Source organism: Streptomyces sp. NBC_00258 (assembly GCF_036182465.1).
GTDB lineage: Bacteria > Actinomycetota > Actinomycetes > Streptomycetales > Streptomycetaceae > Streptomyces.
The window spans coordinates 6,702,513-6,724,730 of record NZ_CP108081.1 but is presented as its reverse complement, the minus strand read 5'-3'; the positions used below and the strand labels follow the sequence as shown (position 1 = coordinate 6,724,730).

Sequence of the window (22,218 nt, the reverse complement as noted above, 5' to 3'; positions counted from 1 at the left end):
TCTCAGTTCGCCCGTCCATCGGGACCAACTGAGAAGGAAGTTACGGATCTGGGCTTGTGGTCGGCGTCCCGCCAGGGAGCTCACCTGCGAGGTAGCTCTCAGGTATTACGGGTATCACCAAGGCGCTCTGACCCGTACCGGCAACGGCCCCGCGGGGGGGGGACAGCGGCTCCGCACCGGCCGCACACCGGCACCGGCACCGCACCCGCCGATTGGCCGATGCTCGTCGACGCGGCTGCGGGAGTGTGGGGGCTGAGCGCGCAGTTCCCCGCGCCCCTGGAGGGGCAGGGCTTCGCCCGCCCCCTACCAGGCCAGCTGTGCGATCTCCTCCGCCACCACCGCGCACGCGTCCGCCGCCGGGTCGATCAGGGGGAAGTGGCCTACGTCCTCCAGGAGCGTCAGGCCGACCACCTCGCCGGCCTTGGCCGCCGCGTCCGCGTACGCCTCGGCCACGGCCTGCGGTACGACGACGTCCGTACGGCCCTGTACCAGGGTCGTGGCGATGCCTGTCGGGAGGAGCAGGGCCGGATCGGCGTATGACTGTCGCTCCCCGAACTTCGCCTCCCCGCCGAGGAGTTGGTGGGCCGCGCCGGAGCAGACGTCCAGTTTCTCCGCGACCGTGAAGTCGGCGATCGGGGCGAGTGCGACGACGCCTCGCAGCGGGGCGGGGCGGTCCAGGCGCCATGGTGCGTCGGCCGGCAGCAGGTGGCGGGCGGCGGCCCAGAGGGCCAGCTGGCCGCCCGCCGAGTGCCCGGTGACGACCATTCGGCGCGGGTCGGCCTGCGGCAGGGCCGCACGTACGAGCCCCGGCATCGCGTCGAGCGCCGCCGCCACGTCGTCGAAGGTGTCCGGCCAGCGTCCCGCGACCGGGCCGTCGCCGCCCTGGGCCGGGATGGTGCCGCCGCGCCGGTACTCGACGTTGGCCACGGCGAAGCCCCGCCTGGCCAGGAAGTCCGCGAACGGCGTGACGTGCCGTCGGTCGTACGGTGCCCGCCAGGCGCCGCCGTGCAGGACGACGACGAGCGGGGCGCGTTCCTCCCCGCCGCGCGGCGCGTAGAAGTCGACGACCTGGTCGGGGTGGTCGCCGTACGCGGCGGTGATGTCGGGGTCGACGGGCGGATGCGAGAAGGCCGACTCCTCCTCCGCGGCGTCGCGGGCGTCGTCCGGCATGCTCCAACCTCTCAGCGGTGCGGTGTGTGTTCACCTGCGCGGCCCGCCTGTCAACACGCTCCGGCGGGCGGACCGTTGGCGGGACGGTATCAGGCCGGTGACGTGCCTCAACACGCGGCTGTGACCCTCAGTGAGGGGCAAATGGTTCTATTGTTTCGTTACGCTGGTGGTGGGCCTGGCGTCTCCACGAGCTGCCTTGGCTCCGGTGCCGGTCTTGGTGCCGGTCTTGGTGCTGGCTCTGGTGCAGGTCTTGATGCTGGCTCTGGTGCCGGTCTCGGCCCTGGCCGTCGTACGTTCGTGAAGGAGTCCTCCATGTCCGCCGAACCCGGCACCGTCCGTCCCGGGGGGCGTACCGCGCGGGTGCGGGCCGCCGTGTTGCGGGCCGCCGGGGACGTGCTCGCCGAGCAGGGGTTCGCCCAGCTCGATCTGGCGGACGTCGCGCGGCGGGCCGAGGTGGGCAAGACCACGGTGTACCGGCGGTGGGGGAGCGTGACGGGGCTCGTCGCCGATCTGCTCGCCGAGATGGCTGAGGAGTCGTTGCCGCGTACGGAGACGGGGGCCGTGCTCGGTGATCTTCGGGCCAATGCTCGGCTTGTTCGGCGGACGTTGGCCGATCCGCGGCAGGGGGCGTTGTTCCGGGCGGTGATCGCTGCGGCCACGGGGGACGGGCGTACGGCGGAGGCGTTGCGGCGGTTCTATGAGGTGCGGGTTGCCGAGTGGGCGCCTTGTGTCGAACAGGCCGTTGCCCGCGGGGAGTTGCCGCCGGGGACGGACGCGTCCGAGGTCGTACGGGCCGTCTCTGCGCCCCTCTACTACACCTTGCTCACGACGAGGGTGGCCCCCGGCGTGGCCGCGGCCGACCGGGCGGCGGAGGCCGCGGTTGCCGCCGCGCGGGCCGGGGTGTTCGTTGTGGGCGCGTGAGTCGGCTGCGGGGGCGGCTTGGGCGTCTCCTCGCCCCCGCCGCCCCTACCCGTTCCCGTCCCTTCTGGGGGCTCCGCCCCCCAGACCCCCGCGTCGCGCTGACGCGCTCGTCCTCAAACGCCGGACGGGCTGGGTGGGTGGGGGCCGGCGGGGTGGGTGGGTTGACCGGGGGTGGGTGGGTTGAGATCGGCCTGAACGGCCTCGTCCTCAAACGCCGGACGGGCTGAAAATCAGGTGCCGGCCGAGTCGGTAGCCCGAACCCCGACCAGCCGAAAGCTCAGGCACCAGGCCCGCCGAAGGGATCGAGCACCGAACCGGTCAGTTGCTAGAACATCTCCCCCAACACCCGCGCCGCCCTCTCCACATCCCCGAACCCCACGTACAGCGGCGTGAAGCCGAAGCGCAGGACGTCCGGTTCGCGGAAGTCGCCTATGACGCCCCTGTCGATCAGGCGGCGCATGACGTTGCCCGCGTCGGGGCAGCGGAGGGCCACCTGGCTGCCGCGTTCCGCGTGGGAGGGTGGGGTCAGGGACTCCACCGTGCCTTCGGGGACGTACGCCTCGACGCATTCCAGGAAGAAGTCCGTCAGGGCGAGGGACTTGGTGCGGACCGCCTCGATCGACACGTCGTCCCAGACCTCCAGCGCCGCCTCCAGGGCGAGCATGGAGAGGATGTCGGGGGTGCCGACGCGGCCGCGGAGGGCGCCGGGGGCCGGGGTGTAGTCCGGGGTCATGCCGAAGGGGTCAGCGTGGGAGTTCCAGCCCGGCAGGGGTGAGTCGAAGCGCGGTTGGAGGTCCTCGCGGACGTAGAGGTACGCGGGTGAACCCGGGCCGCCGTTCAGGTACTTGTAGGTGCAGCCGACCGCCAGGTCCACGCCGTGTTCGTCGAGGCCCACCGGCAGGGCGCCCGCGCTGTGGCACAGGTCCCAGATCGCGACCGCGCCCGCCGCGTGGATCGCCGCCGTGAGGGACGGCAGGTCGTGCAGGCGGCCCGTGCGGTAGTCGACGTGGTTCAGCAGTACCGCCGCCGTGCGCCCGCTCAGGGCGCCCGGCACCTCGTCCGGGGTCACCGGACGCAGCGTGCAGCCGGTGAGGCGGGCGGCCGACGCGGCGATGTAGCCGTCCGTGGGGAACGTCGTCGCGTCCACCAGGATCTCGTCCCGGCCCGACTCCCCTGCACTCCCGTCCTCCTTTTCGGCTGCCAGGCGCACCGCGCCCACAACCGCCTTGAAGACGTTGACACTCGTCGAGTCGCCGACCACGATCTGCCCCGGCGCCGCGCCCACCAGCGGAGCGATCCGGTCGCCGATCCGCTCCGGCGCGGTCCACCAGCCGCTCTCGTCCCAGGACCGGATCCGCAGCGAACCCCACTGGCGGCGCACGACGTCCTCGACGCGTCCGGGGACCGAGCGCGGCAGCGCACCCAGGGAGTTCCCGTCCAGGTAGACCGCGTCGTCGAGGACGAACTGGGCCCGCATCCCCGCCAGTTCGTCCGTCGCGTCCAGTTTTTCGGCCTTCGGCCGCAGCTCGGGCTCAGACATGGGACCGCGCCGTCCACAGCTCGGGGAAAACGTTCTTCTGGGCCCGCTTCTCCAGCCAGGCCACCCCGGCGGAGCCGCCCGTGCCCGTCTTCGCGCCCATGGCCCGCCGAGTGGCCACCAGGTGGTCGTTGCGCCAGCGCCACACCAGCTCGGCGACATCGGTCAACGCCTCGCCCAGCCGGGCGAGTTCGGCGTCCTCGTCACCCGAGTACAGGTCGGTCCAGACGGTCTCGACCTCGGGCGACGGGTCGTAGCGGAGGGACACGTCGCGGTCGACGACCGACGCCGGAATCGCGTGGCCGCGCCGCGCGAGCAGCCTCAACACCTCGTCGTACAGGCTCGGTTCGTGCAGGGCCTTCTCCAGCTCGGCGTGCACGCGGGGCGCGCCCCGGTGCGGGACGAGCATGGACGAGGACTTCTCGCCGAGCAGGAACTCCATCCGGCGGTACATGGCCGACTGGAAGCCGGAACCCTCGCCGAGGGCGCTGCGGTACGAGTTGAACTGGGCCGGAGTGAGCTGGCCGAGGGGCCTCCAGGAGGCGTTCAGCGCCTCCAGTTCCCGTACGGACCGCTTCAGGGCCGCCACCGCGACCGGCACCCGGTCCTCGCGCAGCGCCTTCGCCGCGGTCTCCCACTCGTGGACGATGACGGTGAACCACAGCTCCATGACCTGGGTGGTCACCAGGAAGACCATCTCTCCGGGATCGTCGGAGAGGGTGTGCTGGAGGTGGGTGAGGACGTCCGCCTGCACGTAGTCCTCGTACGGGGTCGTGCCCTGGAAGTCGAGATGCGGGGTCTCGGGCTCCGAAGCCTCTTGGGGCTGAGCCTGGTGGGACATCGCTGTCTCCTGTTGTGTACTCCGGGTAGCGGTCCGCCCCTGCCGAATTCGACACGGTGGCCCCGGTCCCCACGGGCATCCTCCACAATCGTGCCCCGAAACCGCAAGGTCCGCCTGGTCACACCAGGCGGACCTGCACAAACGCGACCGTTCGGGGCCGGTCACCGGCCCTGCCGGCTCAGCCGAGGGTCTGGGCCGCCGCCGGGGAGGAGTCCTTCAGGAACTGCGAGCAGCGCTCGTACTCCTCCTGCTCGCCGATCGCCTGCGCGGCGCGGGCGAGGCCGTGCAGGGCACGCAGGAAGCCGCGGTTCGGCTCGTGCTCCCAGGGCACCGGGCCGTGGCCCTTCCAGCCGTTGCGCCGCAGCGAGTCCAGACCGCGGTGGTAGCCGGTGCGGGCGTACGCGTACGACTCGACGACGCTGCCGCGCTCGTACGCCTCGTCGGCCAGCTGGGCCCAGGCGAGCGAGGAGGTGGGGTACTTGGCGGCGACGTCGGCGGGCGGCGTGTCGTTCGCCAGAAGCTCTCGCGGCTCCGGGTCGTCGGGCAGGTGGGTCGGGGGCGGTCCCCCGAGGAGGTTCTCGTTGATGGCCATGGGTTCCAGTTTGCCTGGCCCCGAGGCCCGCGCGCGCACTGCGGGCCCGCTTTACTCGCCCCGCGAACGCGACGCCGGCCACTGCGGTCGGCTACTCCAGCCGCCCGCGCGACTGGTTCGGCTCCAGCGGCGGGGCCGTCACGCTGCCGTGCGTGAGACATTCCGGGCGCAGACAGCCCGGCGGAGGCTTCCGTACGGTCGCGAAGGCGATCACCGCGCCCACGACGAGGATGCCCGCGCACAGGGGCATCGCCCGCCGGAACGCGTCGTCGAAGGCGTCCGCCGACCGGTACGCCTCCTCGCTCATCCCGGCGAGCAGCGGCAGCGCGGCCACGGCGACGAGGCCGGCCGCGCGGGCCGCCGCGTTGTTGATACCGCTGGCCAGGCCCGCCCGGCCGACGTCCACGGAGGCGAGCACGGTCGCGGTGAGGGGCGCGACCAGCGTCACCATGCCGAGGCCGAGCACCAGCACGGCGGGCAGTACGTCGCCCACGTACGAGGCGTCGGTGCCCACCCGCAGCATCAGCAGCATCCCGGTCGCGCACAGCAGCGGGCCCACGGTGAGCGGGATGCGGGGGCCGATGCGCTGGGCGAGTTCGCCGGAGCGGGCCGACAGGAACAGCATCAGGACCGTCGTCGGCAGCAGGGCCGTGCCGGCGCCGAGGGCCGAGTACCCGGCAACGACCTGGAGCTGGACCGCGGAGAGGAAGAAGAAGCCGCTGAAGGCCGCGTACACGCACAGGGTGACGACGTTGACCGCCGTGAACTGGCGGGACGCGAAGATGTCGAGCGGCATCATCGGGTCGGCCCGCCGCCGCTCCACGGCCACGAAGGCGACGCCCGCCGCGACCCCCGCGGCCGCCGTCACGGCGACGACGGCCAGCGATCCGGCGGACGCCTCGATGAGGGCGTACGTCACCAGGGCCAGCGCCAGCGCGCCGAGGGCAGCGCCGAGCACGTCGAAGCCGCGCCCGTGGACCCGGTCGTCCTTCGACTCCGGTACGTGACGCAGGGCGATCGGGGCGCAGAGCAGCGCGAGCGGGACGTTGAGGAGGAACACCCAGCGCCAGCCGGGGCCGTCCACCAGCCAGCCGCCCAGGAACGGGCCGACGGCCGCGCCGATGCCGCCGAAGCCCGACCACAGGCCGACGGCCCTCGCCCGGTCGTCCGGGTGGAACGACGCCTGGATCAGCGCGAGCGAACCGGGCGTGAGCAGCGCGCCGCCGATGCCCTGCAGCGCGCGGGCCGCGACGAGGACGCCCGCGCTGGGCGCGAGCCCGCAGAGCAGGGACGCCGCCGCGAACCACACCACGCCGACGACGAACACCTTGCGCCGCCCGAAACGGTCACCGAGCGCTCCGCCCAGCAGGATCAGGCCCGCGAGGGTCAGCATGTACGCGTTGACGGTCCACTGGAGGCCCGCCAGGTCCGAGTCGAGATCGCGGCCGATCGTCGGCAGCGCGACGTTCACCACGGTCGAGTCCAGCATCGCCATGCTCGACCCGAGCACGGTGGTCAGCAGGATCCACTTCCCGGCAGGGGACGACATTCTGACGGCCGGGGACTCCTTGGGCGGGGCAGCCATACCCCGGAGCATACGGACAAACGGCGGGACCCGGCCCCTCAAAGGGAAACCGGGCCCCGCCATCACCACTGGGGTACTACATGGGCGCTTACTTGATCTTCGTGCCCGTGGAGCGCAGGTTGGCGCAGGCCTCGGTGACGCGGGCGGCCATCGACGCCTCGGCGAGCTTGCCCCAGGTGCGGGGGTCGTACGTCTTCTTGTTGCCGACCTCGCCGTCGACCTTCAGGACGCCGTCGTAGTTGCGGAACATGTGGTCCGCGACGGGGCGCGTGAACGCGTACTGCGTGTCGGTGTCCAGGTTCATCTTCACGACGCCGTTCTCCAGCGCGGTGGCGATCTCCTCGGCCGTGGAGCCGGAGCCGCCGTGGAAGACGAAGTCGAACGGGGAGGGCTTGCCGTACTTCGCGCCGACGCCCTCGTTCAGCTCCTTGAGGAGCTCGGGACGCAGGACGACGTTGCCCGGCTTGTAGACGCCGTGCACGTTGCCGAAGGACGCGGCCAGGAGGTAGCGGCCCTTCTCGCCCAGGCCGAGGGCCTCGGCGGTGCGGATCGCGTCGTCGACCGTCGTGTAGAGGGAGTCGTTGATCTCGTGCGAGACGCCGTCCTCCTCGCCGCCGGTCGGGGTGATCTCGACCTCAAGGATGATCTTCGCGGCGACGGCGCGGGCGAGCAGCTCCTGGCCGATGGCCAGGTTGTCGGCCAGCGTCTCCGCCGAGCCGTCCCACATGTGGGACTGGAACAGCGGGTTCTCGCCGCGGGCCACGCGCTCCTCGGAGACCGCGATCAGCGGACGTACGTACCCGTCGAGCTTGTCCTTGGGGCAATGGTCCGTGTGCAGGGCGACCGTGATGTCGTACTTCTTGGCGACGATGTGCGCGAACTCGGCCAGGGCGACCGAGCCGGTCACCATGTCCTTGTTGTGCTGGCCGCCCAGGAACTCCGCACCACCGGTGGAGATCTGGATGATGCCGTCGCTCTCGGCCTCCGCGAAGCCGCGCAGCGCAGCGTGCAGGGTCTGGGACGAGGTCACGTTGATGGCCGGGTAGGCGAACTTGCCTGCCTTCGCCCGGTCGAGCATCTCGTTGTAGACCTCGGGGGTTGCGATCGGCATCTGTCCGCTCCTTGTGTATGTGCGGGTGGCGTTCTGCTGCTTACGGCCCTGACCTAGGGAGTGACGTCATCGTCGTCCCCATCTTTCCAGACTTGACCGGATGCTCCGGCCGCGGTGTTCGACCCTGTGGACAACTGATCCACTGTGGACAACAGGAGCGGCGGACGGGAGCGGGTCAGTCGAGGCCCAGTTCGTCCTTCGAGTACGCGAAGAGATACGGGACGCCCGCGCCTTCCTGGATCTTCTCGGCGGCACCGGTGGCACGGTCGACGATGGTCGCGACGGCGACGACCTCGGCACCTGCCTCGCGCACGGCCTCGACCGCGGTGAGCGGGGAGCCACCGGTGGTGGAGGTGTCCTCGACGACGAGTACGCGGCGGCCCGCGATCTCCGGGCCCTCCACGCGTCGCTGCATGCCGTGCGCCTTGGCCGCCTTGCGTACGACGAAGGCGTCGAGGCGGCGGCCTCGCGCGGCGGCGGCGTGCAGCATGGCGCCGGCCACCGGGTCGGCGCCCATGGTGAGGCCGCCGACCGCGTCGAATTCGAGGTCCGCCGTCAGGTCGAGGAGCACCTGGCCGACCAGCGGGGCGGCCTCGCCGTCCAGGGTGACCCGCCGCAGGTCGACGTAGTAGTCGGCCTCCAGGCCCGAGGAGAGGGTCACCTTGCCGTGCACCACGGCCTTGTCCTTGATCTGCTGCAGCAGCTCGCCGCGTACGTCACTCATGCGGGTCAGCTTAGAGGCGCCGCCGGGTCCGTCGCCCTGTCCGGGTCAGAGGCGCCGCCAGGTCCAGGTGGTGGCGGCTTCGAGGGGGTCGATGGGGGTGACCAGCCGGGGCAGGGTGTTGAGCCCGTTGGGCGGCCCGGTCTGCGGCTCCACACAGACGGCGGCCTCCTGCTCGTCGTACACGACGACCCAGTGCTCGCGGCTGGCGACGTTCAGCTCCAGCTGTCCGGGCCAGGTGAGGGTGACGTCGACTCCGTCCGGCATCCCGAAGCAGTCGTCCCAGGGGCCGGGCTTCGGGTCGATACGGCGGCCGGTGGGCAGGTGGTCGTCGCCGCGCTCCTCCTGCCAGGCGGCGGTGAAGTCGACCCGCACGTCTTCGGTGCCCTCGCCACCGCCCAGGTTGCGGTTGAACCAGGGGTGCCAGCCGATCTGCGCCGGGAAGGAGTCGTCGTACGTCTCCACCGACATGGTCAGCGTCAGGCTGTCCTCGGTCAGGGCGACGACCTGGGTGACACGGCCGGCGTACGGCCAGGGGTCGACCAGGTCGTACGTGATGACGGCCTCGCTCTCGCTCCTGCGGGCCGTGCGCCAGGCGGCGTCGCGGGCGGTGCCGTGGATGGCGTGGGGCGGGGAGTTGAGAGGGAGTTGGTGGGGGGTGGCGCCGTTCAGGAAGCGGCCTTCTCTGGTGCGGCCGCACCAGGGGACCATCGGGAAGCAGCCGAACTTCTTGCCCTGGCGGAGCAGTTCGACTCCGTCGACCTTCAGTCCGCCGATTCGTCCGCCGTTGCCGGGCTGGACGGTCACCTCCGCGTCGGCCGCGGTCAGCGTGATGTCTTCGTTACTCACGCAGGAACCCTACGTGGCGTTCCGCGGGGTTGGGGGACTTGGGTCGTGGCTCGGCTGCAGGCGGGTGGGGGCTGGTCGCGCAGTTCCCACCGGGCCCGCGCCCGAGACGTCTACCGGCGTTTGCGGAGGGCTCTGCCCAGTACTACTGCCGAGGCCAGGAGGAAGGCGGCCGCGGGGGCCGCCCAGCGGAGTGCCGCGCCGGTGCCCATCGCCTCGGGCGCGGGGACCGGGGCGTAACGACCCCGCGGAGGCGCATGGTCCACCTCCTCCGCGCTGCGGCCGATCATCGTGCGCCGGGCGTGCGCCGCCTCGGCGGGAGCGTCGGACGCCGGAACCGCGTCGTCCTCGAAGCCGCCCTCGAAGTCCTCCTCGGCGAACGGTTCGAGAGAGGGCGACTCCTCGACGTCAGGGGTCTGCTCGGCGGGCGAGGGCTCCTCGGCCGGCGGAGGCTCCGAGGCCGCCGCCTCGGGCGCGGGGGCGGACGCCTCGGGCGCGGGAGCCACTTCCGTCGCCCCCGCCTCACCGCCGGAGGCCGCCGCGGCCAGCCCCTCCGCGAAGCGGCTCAGCAGGCGGGTCGTCGCCGAGGCCACCGCGTCCGCCGGGAGTTCCGTGACGCGGCCGTCGGCCGACGCCGTGCCGGTGAAGGTGACGGCCGAGCCGTCCTCGCGCGAGCGCAGCGCCAAGGTGAGGGCGAGCTTCACCGTGCCGCTGCCACGGGCCTCGGTGGCGTCGGCCTCAAGGGCGTACGTGCCGTCGTCCTGCGGGGAGACGGTGAGCGCCCCGCGGTACGTGATGGCGTGCCCGCCGACGCGTACCTTCAGTCGGCCGGAGACGGGCGGTGTCCCCGCGTCCTGCTGGAGCCCGGGGACGGCCCGGGCCACCCGCGCGGGATCGGCGAGAGCCTCGCGCAGCGACTCGACGGGAACCGGAACGAACACCTCATGCTCCATGTCGGCCGAGCCTACCCAGCACGGCCCGTACCGCACCTCTGTATGAGGGGATTCCCCCGGATCCGTCGGCAGAGGGACTCGGTCGGAGTCAGTCCGCGTACCTCGGATGCACCAGCGTGGACGGCGGGAGGCCGGTGAGCCGGGTGCGTTCGGCCGCCCGCGCGCCCGCCCGCAGGGACGGTACGTACGGTGTGCCCGGCGGCGTACGCAGCCCCGGCCCGGCGCGGGAGGCGAGGACGAACCCCCAGTCGTGCGGCGCCCGGGACCGGCTCGCCGCCGCCGAGTCGCGTCCGGCCACGGAGTACGGGACGGTCCGCAGGCCGGCCGCCCGTACCGTCGCGTCGACCGTCCAGAAGGCCCGTGGCCGCGACACCACGGGCCCCGCGTGCACGACGAGCCGCCCGCCGCCCGCGAGGACGCCCCGGGCGAGCCCGTAGAACTCCTGCGAGTACAGCTTCGTACTGGACGTGATCCCGGGATCGGGCAGATCGGAGACCATGACGTCGTACGCGCCCCGCGGGGCCCGCCGCAGGTAGCCGAACGCGTCCGCGGCGACCACCCGCACCCTCGGATCCCCGTAGACGTGCCCGTTCAGCTCGGACAGCGCCCGGTCGGTGCGCGCCAGCTCCACGAGCCGTGTGTCGAGTTCGACGACGTCGACCCGCCGTACGCCGCCGTGCCGCAGCACCTCGCGCACGGCGAGCCCGTCGCCGCCGCCGAGGACGAGCACGCGCGCGTGCGGGCCGTTCATCGCCGGGTGGACGAGGGCCTCGTGGTAGCGGCGTTCGTCGCTGCCGCTGACCCGCAGGCGTCCGTCGAGGTAGAGGTCGAGGGGGCGGCCGTCCGTGCCGCCGGTGAGGACGACCTCCTGGACGTCGGTGTGCATCGCCACGCGTACGTCCTTGCCGTACACCGCGTGCCGCGCGGCCCGTTCGAAGTCGTCCACGAGAACGGCGGCCGTGGCGAGCAGCGCGAGCACGACGAGGTTGGCGACGACCAGCAGCCAGCGGGCACGCCTGGTCAGGTCCTGCCGGAACAGGCCGAGGACGAGGGCGCCGCCCGCGATGGCGTTGACGGTTCCGGTGACCAGCGTCGCGGTCAACTGGCCGAGCAGGGGCAGCAGCAGGAAGGGGAAGGCGAGTCCGCCGACCAGCGCGCCCACGTAGTCCGCGGCGAACAGGTCCGCGACCGCGCCGCCCGCGTCCTGTCTGCGGATGCGCTGGATCAGCTCCATCAGCAGGGGGACCTCGGCGCCGATGAGCAGTCCGATGGTGAGGGAGAAGCCGACGAGGACGTAACTGGAGCCGCCCTCCCAGGCGCCGCCCCAGTCGCCGGTCCAGGCGAAGACGGCGTACAGGGCCATCGCGCTGCAGCCGCCGACGAGTGCGAGCAGTGCCTCGATGGCGCCGAAGCCGGCCGCGGCGCGGCAGCGCAGGCGCTTCGCGACGAGCGAGCCGAGGCCCATCGCGAAGACCATCACGGACAGCACGACGGAGGCCTGGGTGACCGAGTCGCCGATCAGGTACGAGGCGAGGGCGACGAGTTCGAGTTCGTACACGAGTCCGCAGGCCGCGCAGATGAAGACGCCGGCGAGGACGAGGAACCGCCCGGTGGCCGTGCTGACCGGCAGGCGCGCCGGGCCCTGGCCGCTCCTGGGCGGCGGGGTCTTGGCCGTGCCCGGTCGGTCCGTGGCCGTGCCGGGCTGGGCGGGGGCGTGCGGCTCGATCACCCAGCGAACGGTACGTCACCGAACAACTGCGTCCTGTCACCCACACGTGTGGAAACTCGGCCCTGAACGCATACTTTGGCCAGGGCGCGTACGGGCCGTGAACGGGGGTCTTGTCCTTGCGGTCGCGTTATCGGGTGCGGATGAGTGAGGGCTTGTCGCGCCCACGCGGCGGAGCCGCAAATGTCACAGCCCCGCGCCCCTTGCGGGGCCTGCTCCGCGGCTCTGTCCGATTCTCCTGGGGCCAAAGGACTACTGACCGCCGATCACGGCTAGGGTCGAAGTCAGGTAACCACGTGCAATCCTCAGGAGTACCCACCGAATGTCTATCGACCCGTCCTCGATTCCGAACTTCGGGGGCCAGCCCGAGCCGAACCCCGGCGGACCGGCGGGCCCCGTCGTCCCTGATCAGGACCTTGTGAAGCAGCTCCTGGACCAAATGGAGCTGAAGTATGTCGTCGACGACGAGGGTGACCTCGCGGCGCCGTGGGAGCAGTTCCGCACGTATTTCATGTTCCGCGGTGAAGGTGACCAGCAGGTCTTCTCGGTTCGGACGTTCTACGACCGGCCGCACCAGATCGACGAGAAGCCCCAGCTTCTCGAGTCCATCGACGACTGGAACCGGCGCACGCTCTGGCCGAAGGTCTACAGCCACACGCACGACGACGGCACCGTCCGCCTGATCGGCGAGGCTCAGATGCTGATCGGCACCGGCGTCAGCCTGGAGCACTTCGTGTCCTCCACGGTCAGCTGGGTGCGGGCCGCCATCGAGTTCGACAAGTGGCTCGTCGAGCAGCTCGGCCTGGAGCAGGAGATCGACGAGGCCGACAAGCCCGAAGAGGACGAGTAGGCCTCACTCCGGCACGAGTCCCGCGGGCCACGGCCTCGCGGCGGCTCACAGCGGCTTGTGGGCGAGCACGACGAGGTACGCCCCGTACGCGAACGAGAGCCCGGCCAGGGCGCCGACCACCAGGGTCGCGTGCCACGGCCGGGCTCTCGCCGTCCGTACCAGCGCGCACGCCAGCGGCAGCAGCAGCGGGAACGCCGGCAGCAGGAACCGCGGCTTGCACTCGAAGAAGCCGGCGCCGCCGACCGCGACGAGCAGCAGCGCGCCCGCGTAGACCAGCAGCGGCAGGGGCGCGCGGTCGGCGATCAGCAGCCCGTACAGCAGCAGGCCGGCCGCCACGATCACCATCGACATGGGGAAGACCAGCCGGTCGCCGTGCAGCAGCAGATGCTTGACGAAGCGCAGTGCGCCGAGGCCGAAGTCGAAGCGTGAGCCCCACAGCCGCTGCACCTCGAAGTACCCGCCGAGCAGATCGCCCTTGCGCCGCCCGACCCACAGGAAGAACGCCGCCCACCCGAGCGGTGCGAGCGCCGCGCCCGTCCACAGCCTGTGGGAAACCTTTCCGCGCCGCCTGAAGATCTCGTACGCCGCCGCCGCGAGCACGGCCGCCGCCACGGCGAAGCCGTTCGGCCGGGCCAGCCCCGCGCAGGCCGCGAGGGCGCCCGCCCACACCCAGCGGCCGGTGAGGACGGCGTACAGCGACCAGGCGGCGAAGGCGGTGAGGACCGGTTCCGTGTACGCCATCGACAGCACGACCGAGTGCGGCAGCAGGCCCCACAGGAGGACCAGGGCGGTGGCGACCGCGCGGTCGTGCAGCCGGGCGCCGATCGCGTAGATCCCGCAGGCGGCGACCGCTGCGGCCGTCCACGAGATCAGCAGCCCGGCGCCGGGGCCGCTGAGCGGGGTCAGCTCGGTGACGGCCCGCAGCAGCCCGGGGTAGAGCGGGAAGAACGCCAGGTCGCTGTGGACGACGGTGGGGCGGAAGTGCAGGCTGCGCCCGTAGCCGTCGCCTGCGATCCGCAGATACCAGATGGAGTCCCAGGACCGGCCGAGCAGGAGTACCGGGTGCCCGCCGGTCGCCCAGGCGGTCATGGCCACCGCGGCGGCGCCCAGCAGCCGGGCGGCGGCGAACAGCCCGAGGGCGGTACCCATCGACGCCGCCAGGGGCGGGTACGGACGGGCACGGCCCTCGGTGGCGGACTCCGTGACGGCGGGGGACGCGGGTGCGAGGGTACTTGCTTGGGTCACACCCGAAGATTGCTGGCAATTCGTATCATTTGCGAGCAACGCGCGGCTGGGAGAGTGCGAATTCCCCCGCTTCTCCGTCGTTCCGGCGCGTCACCGTGACAGTGCCGGGGCGCCGACGCATCAGCCGGCGAGCGTCTTGAGGCGCTTCACCGCCTCCTCCAGGACGGACGTCTGCTTGCAGAAGGCGAAGCGGACGAAGGGCGCCCCGGCGTCGCGGTGGTCGTAGAAGACGGCGTTCGGGATGGCGACCACGCCCGCTCGCTCGGGCAGCGCACGGCAGAACGCGAACCCGTCGCTCTCGCCGAGCGGCCGGATGTCGGTGGTGATGAAGTACGTCCCGGCCGGCCTGAACACCTCGAAGCCCGCCTCCGCGAGCCCCGCGCCGAGCAGATCCCGCTTGGCCCGCATGTCCGCGCGGAACGCCTCGAAGTACGTGTCGGGCAGCGCCAGCGCCTCGGCGACCGCGTACTGGAAGGGCCCCGAGGCCACGTACGTCAGGAACTGCTTGGCCGAGCGGACCGCCGCCACCAGGTCCGGCGAGGCCGTCACCCAGCCGACCTTCCAGCCGGTGAACGAGAAACTCTTGCCCGCGCTCCCGATGGTGACCGTGCGTCCGCGCATGCCGGGCAGCGTCGCGAGCGGGATGTGCTCGGCCTCGTCGAAGACCAGGTGCTCGTACACCTCGTCGGTGACGACCAGCAGGTCCCGCTCGACGGCCAGCTCGGCGATCGCGGTGAGCTCCTCGCGGGTGAGGACCGTGCCGGTCGGGTTGTGCGGGGTGTTGATCAGCAGCAGCCGGGTGTTGTCCGTGACCGCGTCGCGCAGCTCGTCCAGGTCCAGGCGGAAGCGCCGGTGCACGACCCCGTCGTGGGTGTCCTCGTGCGGGCGCAGGGTGACCGGTACGCGCGTACCGCCCGCCATCGCGATGCACGCGGCGTACGAGTCGTAGTACGGCTCCAGGGCGATCACCTCGTCGCCCGGTTCGAGGAGGGCCAGCAGGGCCGCGGCGATGGCCTCCGTGGCGCCCGCCGTGACCAGGACCTCGGTGTCCGGGTCGAACGTGAGGCCGTAGCGGCGCTCCTGGTGCGCGGTGATCGCGGTGCGCAGCTCGGGCACGCCCGGGCCCGGCGGGTACTGGTTGCCGCGGCCGTCGCGCAGCGCCCGCACCGCGGCCTCGCGGATCTCCTCGGGGCCGTCCGTGTCGGGGAAGCCCTGGCCGAGGTTGATCGAGCCGGTACTGAGGGCCAGGGCCGACATCTCGGCGAAGATCGTCGTGCCGAACTCTGCGAGGCGGCGATTGAGGAGCGGGCGGCGTGCGCTGGAGGTCATGACCGTCATCCTGCGCTCAACCTCTGGAGTTGCTCAACTCTGCTTTGGTCCGTGAGGCGCGGGGGCATCCCCCTTTCACACAAGAAGCACACGCAGGGAAGCAGCAAGAGGAACAGGCACAAAAACACAGAAGCACAGGCAAGAAGCAGAGCCCACGGGGGGCCGCTTCGGGGGAACGGAAGGAGGGTGGCGCCATGATCGTAGGCATCATCCTGGCGGTGTTCGTCGTACTGGTCGTCATAGGACTCGTGTCCGCCGCGACGAGCGGCAGCAGGCGGCGTTCGCGCCGGTCCAGGCACAGCTGGTGGGCCGGCAGCTCGGGCTCAGGCTCGGGCGGGGGCGGCGGCTGTTCGACGGGGAGTTCTTCCTGCAGTGGGGGCTCGTCCTGCGGAGGCGGGTCGTCGTCCTGCGGGGGCGGGGGCGGTGGGGGCGGATGCGGCGGAGGCAGCTGACACGGGGCAGCTGAGCTCCGGACGGGGAACCGCGTCCGGGCCGTCCGGCACCACGAGCGTCCGTCGGGAGTCTCCTCCCGGCGGGCGCTTCGCCGTGTGCCGGGATTCGTCTCCCGGCGGGCGCTTCGCCGCGCAAGGAGAGCCGGGCGGGTGCCGAAGAGCGTTGAGGAACGTTGAGGGGCGTTGAGAGGACGGGGGGCGTGAAGGCGCACGTGTGAGCCAATGGCGCACTTCTTGCTTGAACAGTTGAGCTGTGGAGCCCTCGGGGGGATGGAAACCCTACGAAGTTGGGTAAAAACGCTGTGGCGGACGCGCCGTTCATGATTCCCTCGTAATCGCCGACGCAGACCCCGGAACATCCTTCTGACCTGGCCGCCCGGGCCCAATCCCCGCCCGGCGCCGACCGGGGTGCGACGGACCGACTCACCGTCACCCTTCACAGACACCAACCCCACCCTTTTGCGTGCAGCGGAGCCGACCCATGCTCACGACCCTCAACACCGCCTACACCGACACGCGTGCGGCCGATCTCGCCTGGGCCCTCGGTCGCGAACCGCTGCCCGCGCTCGCCACACTCGATCTCGAACTCTCGGGTTCGAAGCTTCAGTTGAGACTGCTCGGGGCGTCCCACCAGGTGCTATTGGAGGAGGAGAAGGGCAGCTGTTCGGAGACGGTCGCCTGCATTCCGGGCAGCAGCACGCCGTTGCCGCTCGGCGTCGCCAAGCGCGTGGGCGACTGGGAGTACGAGTTCGCGGCGCGGGTCGAGACCTTGTCGCGGGGCTCGTTCGCGGGGCGCGCGCAGGAGTTGCTCGCGCTGGTGGCCGACCATCCGAATGGTCTGGCGGGGGTCTTCCCCGGCAGCCCGCATGCCTTCACGGCGATGCTCGCCCAGCGGCACGAGGGGCAGGTGCACTGGCGCACCTGGCATGCGTATCCGCAGGACGGGCAGCTTGTGGCCACCCGCACGCGGGTTGGCGTGCGGGTGGCTGCGCCGGCGTGAGGGGGTCCTGGGGCCGGTGGTGATGTGCGGCCCGGTGGGGGCCAGTCGCGCCCACGCGGCGAAGCCGCCTATGTCACAGCCCCGCGCCCCTGGGTGGGGTTCTGCGTGGTGTGCCGAGTGCGGGTTCGTTTGGGCTGAGCGCGCAGTTCCCCGCGCCCCTGAAAGGCGGGGCTGCGCCCCTGCCTTTCGCCTTCAGGCGCGCGGCCTCACCACGCTCGGCCCCAATCACCTCAGGGGCGCGGGGAACTGCGCGACAAGCCCCCACCGGGCCCGCAGTTGAAGCCGGGCCGCAACTCCCCTACAGCTCCTTGCCGGAGGCCGTCGCGGGGCCGACGATCAGGCCGTCGCCGAACGCGTCGACGCGGACCGTGTCGCCGTCGTTGATCTCGCCGGAGAGGATCTCCTTGGCGAGCCGGTCACCGATGGCGGTCTGGACGAGCCGCCGCAACGGCCGCGCCCCGTACGCCGGGTCGTTGCCCTCGTCGGCGAGCCAGGCCAGCGCGGCGTCGGTGACCTCCAGGGTCAGCCGCCGCTCGGCGAGCCGCTTCGCGAGCCGGTCGACCTGGAGCCTGGCGATCCGCTCCAGCTCCGTCTTGTTCAGCGCGGAGAAGACCACCAGGTCGTCGAGCCGGTTGAGGAACTCCGGTTTGAAGGAAGCGCGTACGACCTCCAGGACCTGCTGCTTCTTCTCCTCCTCGGAGGTCAGCGGCTCGACCAGATACTGGCTGCCGAGGTTCGAGGTGAGGACCAGGATGGTGTTGCGGAAGTCGACCGTCCGCCCCTGGCCGTCCGTCAGGCGGCCGTCGTCCAGCACCTGGAGCAGGATGTCGAAGACCTCCGGGTGCGCCTTCTCCACCTCGTCGAGGAGCACGACGCTGTACGGGCGGCGGCGGACCGCCTCGGTCAGCTGGCCGCCCTCCTCGTAGCCGATGTAACCGGGCGGCGCGCCGACCAGCCGGGCCACGCTGTGCTTCTCCCCGTACTCCGACATGTCGATGCGGATCATGGCCCGCTCGTCGTCGAAGAGGAAGTCCGCGAGGGCCTTGGCGAGTTCGGTCTTGCCGACGCCGGTGGGGCCGAGGAAGAGGAACGAGCCGGTCGGGCGGTCAGGGTCCGCGATGCCGGCGCGCGTGCGGCGTACGGCGTCCGAGACCGCCTGAACCGCCTCCGTCTGGCCGATCAGCCTGCGGCCCAACTCCTCCTCCATGCGCAGGAGTTTCTGGGTCTCGCCCTCGAGAAGACGTCCGGCGGGGATGCCGGTCCAGGCGCCGACCACGTCCGCGATGTCGTCCGGGCCGACCTCCTCCTTCACCATCGTGCCCTTGGCGGCCTCCTCCTCGGCCTCGGAGGCTTCCTCCAAGTCCCTTTCCAGGGTGGGGATCTCGCCGTACAGCAGCTTGGAGGCGGTGTCGAAGTCGCCGTCGCGCTGGGCCCGTTCGGCCTGGCCGCGCAGTTCGTCGAGCTTCTCCTTCAGCTCACCGACGCGGTTGAGGGACTGCTTCTCCTTCTCCCAGCGGGCGGTGAGGCCGCGCAGCTCCTCCTCCTTGTCGGCGAGGTCGCGGCGCAGCTTCTCCAGGCGCTGCTTGGAGGCGGGGTCGGTCTCCTTGTCGAGCGCGAGTTCCTCCATGCGGAGCCGGTCGACGGCCCGCTGGAGTTCGTCGATCTCGACGGGGGACGAGTCGATCTCCATCCGCAGCCGGGACGCGGACTCGTCGACGAGGTCGATGGCCTTGTCGGGCAGGAAGCGGGAGGTGATGTACCGGTCGGAGAGGGTCGCGGCGGCGACGAGCGCGCTGTCCGCGATGACGACCTTGTGGTGGGCCTCGTACCGCCCCTTGAGTCCGCGCAGGATCGCGATGGTGTCCTCGACGGTCGGCTCGGCGACCAGCACCTGCTGGAACCGGCGCTCCAGGGCGGGGTCCTTCTCGATCCGCTCGCGGTACTCGTCCAGGGTCGTCGCACCGACCATGCGCAGCTCACCGCGGGCGAGCATCGGCTTCAGCATGTTGCCGGCGTCCATGGAGGAGTCGCCGCCGGCGCCCGCGCCCACGACGGTGTGCAGCTCGTCGATGAACGTGATGATCTGCCCGTCCGAGTCCTTGATCTCGGCCAGGACCGTCTTCAGGCGCTCCTCGAACTCACCGCGGTACTTGGCGCCGGCCACCATCGCGCCCAGGTCGAGCGAGACGAGCCGCTTGTTCTTGAGGGACTCGGGCACATCGCCCTTGACGATCCGCTGCGCGAGCCCCTCGACGACGGCGGTCTTGCCGACGCCGGGCTCGCCGATGAGGACGGGGTTGTTCTTGGTGCGCCGGGACAGCACCTGGACGACCCGGCGAATCTCCTGGTCACGGCCGATGACGGGGTCGAGCTTCCCCTCACGCGCGGCCGCGGTGAAGTCCGTACCGAACTTTTCGAGTGCCTTGTACTGGCCCTCGGGATCCGGGGTGGTCACCCGGCGCCCTCCCCTGCTCTTCTGAAAGGCCTCCAGGAGCTTTTTCGCACTGGCTCCCTGCTGGGAGAGTACGTCCCCGCTCTGGCCGCCCTTCGCGGCGATCCCGATGAGCAGGTGCTCGGTGGAGAGGTACTCGTCGCCCAGTTCCCTGGCGCGCTCGGAGGCGTCGGCGATGACGGCGAGCAGTTCACGGTTGGGCTGCGGCGGGGCGACGGTGGAGCCCGTCACGCTGGGCAACGCGCTCAGTACGCGCTCCGCGCCGGTCCGTACGCCGGCCTGGTCGGCCTCGACGGCGGCCAGCAGGTCGGTGATGTTCTCGTTCTCCTGCCCCTCAAGCAGCGCGAGGAGGAGGTGCGCGGGGGTGAGATCGGCGTGACCCCCGGTCACGGCCCGGTTGCTGGCCGCGTTGATCGCGTCCCGGCTCCTGTTGGTCAGCTCGGCGTCCACGTGTCCGTTCTCCTCCTCGTGCTCCTGCACATACGCGTGCTCCAGGTCGGCCTGACCCAACCAACGTACACAAAGTTGAGTCTATTCCGCTCAAGGAGGTGCGGGCGAGGGGCAGCGGCTAAGTTCCGGTCCATGGCCTCGTACCCCGTGAACCCGCGCGATCCCGACGACTCGTACCTCGGTTTCTGGCGGGAACGTCACCTGTGCACCCTGACCACCCTCCGCCCCGACGGCACGCCGCATGTGGTGCCCGTCGGGGTTACATACGATCCGGAGGCCGGTCTCGCTCGGGTGATCGCGAACAAGTCCAGCACGAAGGTGCGGAACGTGCTGGCCGGCGGGCCCGACGGCATCCCGGTCGCGGTCTGCCAGGTGGAAGGGCGACGGTGGGCGACGCTGGAGGGGCGTGCGACGGTTTCCACCGATCCCGCGCGGGTCGCGGAGGCGGAACGGCGGTACGCCGAGCGCTACGGCCGGACCCCGTCCCCCAACCCGTCCCGGGTGGTCGTCGAGATCGCCCTGACGTCGGCGTTGGGGCACGGCTGACAGGACGACTGACGTGAAACCGGTGCGAGGCGGGCGCTCAGCGGGACACCAGTCGGGTACCAGGCTGGTTTCAGCCCTTGTGGAAACCGGTGGATGACCTGAAATATGCCTGGAAACTGCAGCGGCGTCACCGTGTTCAGGTCACGGTGACGCCGCTGCGGGGGGAAGCGCCTGAGCGATTTACAACGACGGGGGAATCGCGTCAGGCACTGCGGGGGGTGGCTGAGATGGCTCGTACGTCCGGGGCTTCCGGCTCGTCCAGTCGGTGGTCGCGCTGGTCGAGGTTCACAAAGATCATTCCGTACCGAATGGCGCACCGTACCGGCTGCGGCGCCCCCCGAGGCCGTCGCAGACACCGATACGCCCGCAGGTCGTCGTCATCGTCCCGGGTCACCACGACCGGCTCCCCGAACACCGTCACCATCAACGAGTCACCGCTGTGGGGGACAGCAGTGGCCAGGTCGATGAAGTGCCAGCCGGAGCGGTACGCGGTGGCCATTTCTCGGCGGAAGGAGCGGTCGTCGGGAGGGGTGGTCATGCTTCTGCGTCCGCGGGGCTGCTCGTCCAACCGCTGTCCGGCGGAACCTCCGCCGCCCCGGCCAGTACCTTGGTCCAGCCACTGTCCGCCGGCGCCGCCTCCGCATCGGTCCAACCGCTGTCCGGTGGGACCGACTGCTCGGCGTGCACGACGTCAAGGCCCGAGCCCCCGACGTGCCGAAGGCCACAGCGACAGAGAAGACTGCGGCAAGCACTGAACCAAGCAATCTCGCTCGCATAGTCGGCTTCGTCCTCACTTGATGGAATCTTCTCCCCCGTCGTCACAAGACGATGGCTCATTCAGGCACGTCAATGCCACAGGAGCGATGCATCATGTTCCTGCATGTTCAGGACCCTGGGGGGTGGAGATTTGCCTACAAATAACTCACAACCGACACATCCCCATGCTGTCACGACGTTGTGTGACGAAGGAGCGCGCCTTTACGCCAGCGCATTGCACTCCGGGCGCATCACCCGGGTCGAGGTGGAGGCGGCTCCCTGCCTCCTGGAGTTCGCACTGCTCCACCCCGATCCGGACGACGAAAAATGGCTGCGTCCCGTTCCCCCGTCCGTCGCGCTCGCACAACGTCTTCACCCTCTGGAACGCGAGATCCAGGAGCGGCGGCGCCAGGCGATCGAACTGACCGATTCCTTCGATCCGTTCATCGCGATCAGCACGCAGGGTCAGACGAGCATCCACGCGATCACCGTTCTGGAGGGATTCGACCGGATCAACGCGGCACTCAATTCGGCTACCGCCGAGTGCGTCAAGGAGATGCTGACGATCCAGCCCGGCGGCGGCCGCCCAGCGGACGCTCTCATGCAGGCCCTGGAGCGGGACCGGCCCCTCACGGACCGCGGGGTCAGTATCCGCACGCTGTACCAGCACACGGCGAGGCACAGCCAGGGAACACTCGCCTACGTGGAGCGAATATCCGGCGGCAGGATCCAGGTCCGCACGCTGGAGGAGCTCATAGAGCGCCTGATCATCTTCGACCGGACCGTCGCCTTCATCCCCGCCAGCGACGACCGGCGGGTCGCTCTCGAACTCCGGCACCCCGGTCTCGTCATGTACCTCAGCAAGGTCTTCGAACAGCTCTGGCAGCGCGCGGTCCCACTGACCGAGGATGTCCCGAACGACGTCGACCCCAACGGCATCACCCCCGTCCAGCGCTCCATCGCCAAACTCCTCATCGAGGGACATGTCGACGAGGCCATAGCGCGCCGCCTGGGTATGAACGTCCGCACCTGCCGCGCCCACATAGCGAAGCTGGCCTCCGCCCTCGGCAGCGGCAGCCGGGCCCAACTCGGCTTTCTCATAGCGCAGTCGGGGCTTCTGGAGCAGGATCACTGA

The 22,218-nt window shown here is 71.0% G+C and carries 19 protein-coding genes; 5 read left to right on the top strand and 14 right to left on the bottom strand.

From position 1 onward, the window contains the following. Positions 1–303 precede the first annotated feature (303 nt). Positions 304–1,170 (bottom strand): alpha/beta hydrolase, encoded by an 867-nt coding sequence (locus OG718_RS30010; protein ID WP_328845665.1) that lies wholly within the window; start codon positions 1,168–1,170, stop codon positions 304–306. Positions 1,171–1,482: 312 nt separating this feature from the next. Here OG718_RS30010 and OG718_RS30005 point away from each other — a divergent pair, with 312 nt between their 5' ends. Then, a complete protein-coding gene (locus OG718_RS30005; protein ID WP_328845664.1) occupies positions 1,483–2,091 on the top strand; it encodes a TetR/AcrR family transcriptional regulator in 609 nt (202 codons plus the stop codon). A gap of 325 nt (positions 2,092–2,416) precedes the next feature. Here the strand turns inward: OG718_RS30005 and kynU are convergent, their stop codons facing one another. The 9 genes from kynU to OG718_RS29960 all read right to left on the bottom strand — a co-directional run bounded on the left by kynU (position 2,417) and on the right by OG718_RS29960 (position 12,006). Then, positions 2,417–3,631 (bottom strand): kynureninase, encoded by a 1,215-nt coding sequence (gene kynU / locus OG718_RS30000; protein WP_143640177.1) that lies wholly within the window; start codon positions 3,629–3,631, stop codon positions 2,417–2,419. After that, the gene (locus tag OG718_RS29995; protein ID WP_328845663.1) at positions 3,624–4,469 is read right to left on the bottom strand and encodes a tryptophan 2,3-dioxygenase family protein; all 846 of its coding nucleotides are present in this window, start codon (positions 4,467–4,469) and stop codon (positions 3,624–3,626) included. The genes kynU and OG718_RS29995 overlap by 8 nt, the downstream gene beginning before the upstream one ends. A 178-nt stretch (positions 4,470–4,647) precedes the next feature. After that, positions 4,648–5,061: a DUF3151 domain-containing protein gene (locus OG718_RS29990; protein ID WP_055618172.1), complete on the bottom strand. Its 414-nt coding sequence runs from the start codon at positions 5,059–5,061 to the stop codon at positions 4,648–4,650. Between the two features lie 91 nt (positions 5,062–5,152). After that, a complete protein-coding gene (locus tag OG718_RS29985; protein WP_328845662.1) occupies positions 5,153–6,646 on the bottom strand; it encodes an MFS transporter in 1,494 nt (497 codons plus the stop codon). Positions 6,647–6,734: 88 nt separating this feature from the next. Continuing rightward, a complete protein-coding gene (gene fbaA, locus OG718_RS29980) occupies positions 6,735–7,757 on the bottom strand; it encodes a class II fructose-bisphosphate aldolase (RefSeq protein WP_055618173.1) in 1,023 nt (340 codons plus the stop codon). Positions 7,758–7,932: 175 nt separating this feature from the next. Then, on the bottom strand, positions 7,933–8,481 hold the full coding sequence (gene pyrE, locus OG718_RS29975; RefSeq protein ID WP_143640171.1) for an orotate phosphoribosyltransferase: 549 nt from the start codon (positions 8,479–8,481) through the stop codon (positions 7,933–7,935). Positions 8,482–8,526: 45 nt separating this feature from the next. Next, entirely contained in the window at positions 8,527–9,327 is an 801-nt protein-coding gene (locus tag OG718_RS29970; protein WP_306939152.1) for an aldose epimerase family protein, read from the bottom strand. 110 nt (positions 9,328–9,437) lie between these two features. Further along, positions 9,438–10,277, bottom strand: coding sequence for an SRPBCC family protein (locus OG718_RS29965; protein WP_328845661.1), 840 nt, complete (start codon positions 10,275–10,277; stop codon positions 9,438–9,440). 88 nt (positions 10,278–10,365) lie between these two features. Beyond that, on the bottom strand, positions 10,366–12,006 hold the full coding sequence (locus OG718_RS29960; protein WP_328845660.1) for a polyamine aminopropyltransferase: 1,641 nt from the start codon (positions 12,004–12,006) through the stop codon (positions 10,366–10,368). 319 nt (positions 12,007–12,325) lie between these two features. Between OG718_RS29960 and OG718_RS29955 the strand changes: the two genes are divergently transcribed. Beyond that, positions 12,326–12,853, top strand: a complete 528-nt coding sequence (locus tag OG718_RS29955; RefSeq protein ID WP_143640163.1) for a YbjN domain-containing protein — start codon at positions 12,326–12,328, stop codon at positions 12,851–12,853. A 45-nt stretch (positions 12,854–12,898) separates the two neighbouring features. On the opposite strand, the gene OG718_RS29950 is transcribed toward OG718_RS29955, so the two are convergent. Then, on the bottom strand, positions 12,899–14,098 hold the full coding sequence (locus OG718_RS29950; protein WP_398938263.1) for a hypothetical protein: 1,200 nt from the start codon (positions 14,096–14,098) through the stop codon (positions 12,899–12,901). Positions 14,099–14,218: 120 nt separating this feature from the next. Then, positions 14,219–15,436, bottom strand: a complete 1,218-nt coding sequence (locus OG718_RS29945; RefSeq protein WP_143640161.1) for a pyridoxal phosphate-dependent aminotransferase — start codon at positions 15,434–15,436, stop codon at positions 14,219–14,221. A 924-nt stretch (positions 15,437–16,360) separates the two neighbouring features. On the opposite strand from OG718_RS29945, the gene OG718_RS29940 reads away from it, so the two are divergent. Further along, on the top strand, positions 16,361–16,879 hold the full coding sequence (locus OG718_RS29940) for a DUF2617 family protein (protein ID WP_143640158.1): 519 nt from the start codon (positions 16,361–16,363) through the stop codon (positions 16,877–16,879). A 298-nt stretch (positions 16,880–17,177) separates the two neighbouring features. On the opposite strand, the gene clpB is transcribed toward OG718_RS29940, so the two are convergent. Then, positions 17,178–19,781, bottom strand: coding sequence for an ATP-dependent chaperone ClpB (clpB, locus tag OG718_RS29935; RefSeq protein ID WP_328847856.1), 2,604 nt, complete (start codon positions 19,779–19,781; stop codon positions 17,178–17,180). Between the two features lie 132 nt (positions 19,782–19,913). Here clpB and OG718_RS29930 point away from each other — a divergent pair, with 132 nt between their 5' ends. Continuing rightward, on the top strand, positions 19,914–20,327 hold the full coding sequence (locus OG718_RS29930; protein WP_143640156.1) for a pyridoxamine 5'-phosphate oxidase family protein: 414 nt from the start codon (positions 19,914–19,916) through the stop codon (positions 20,325–20,327). Positions 20,328–20,529: 202 nt separating this feature from the next. On the opposite strand, the gene OG718_RS29925 is transcribed toward OG718_RS29930, so the two are convergent. Next, entirely contained in the window at positions 20,530–20,865 is a 336-nt protein-coding gene (locus OG718_RS29925) for a hypothetical protein (protein ID WP_143640154.1), read from the bottom strand. Between the two features lie 342 nt (positions 20,866–21,207). On the opposite strand from OG718_RS29925, the gene OG718_RS29920 reads away from it, so the two are divergent. Further along, positions 21,208–22,218 (top strand): helix-turn-helix transcriptional regulator, encoded by a 1,011-nt coding sequence (locus OG718_RS29920; RefSeq protein WP_143640150.1) that lies wholly within the window; start codon positions 21,208–21,210, stop codon positions 22,216–22,218.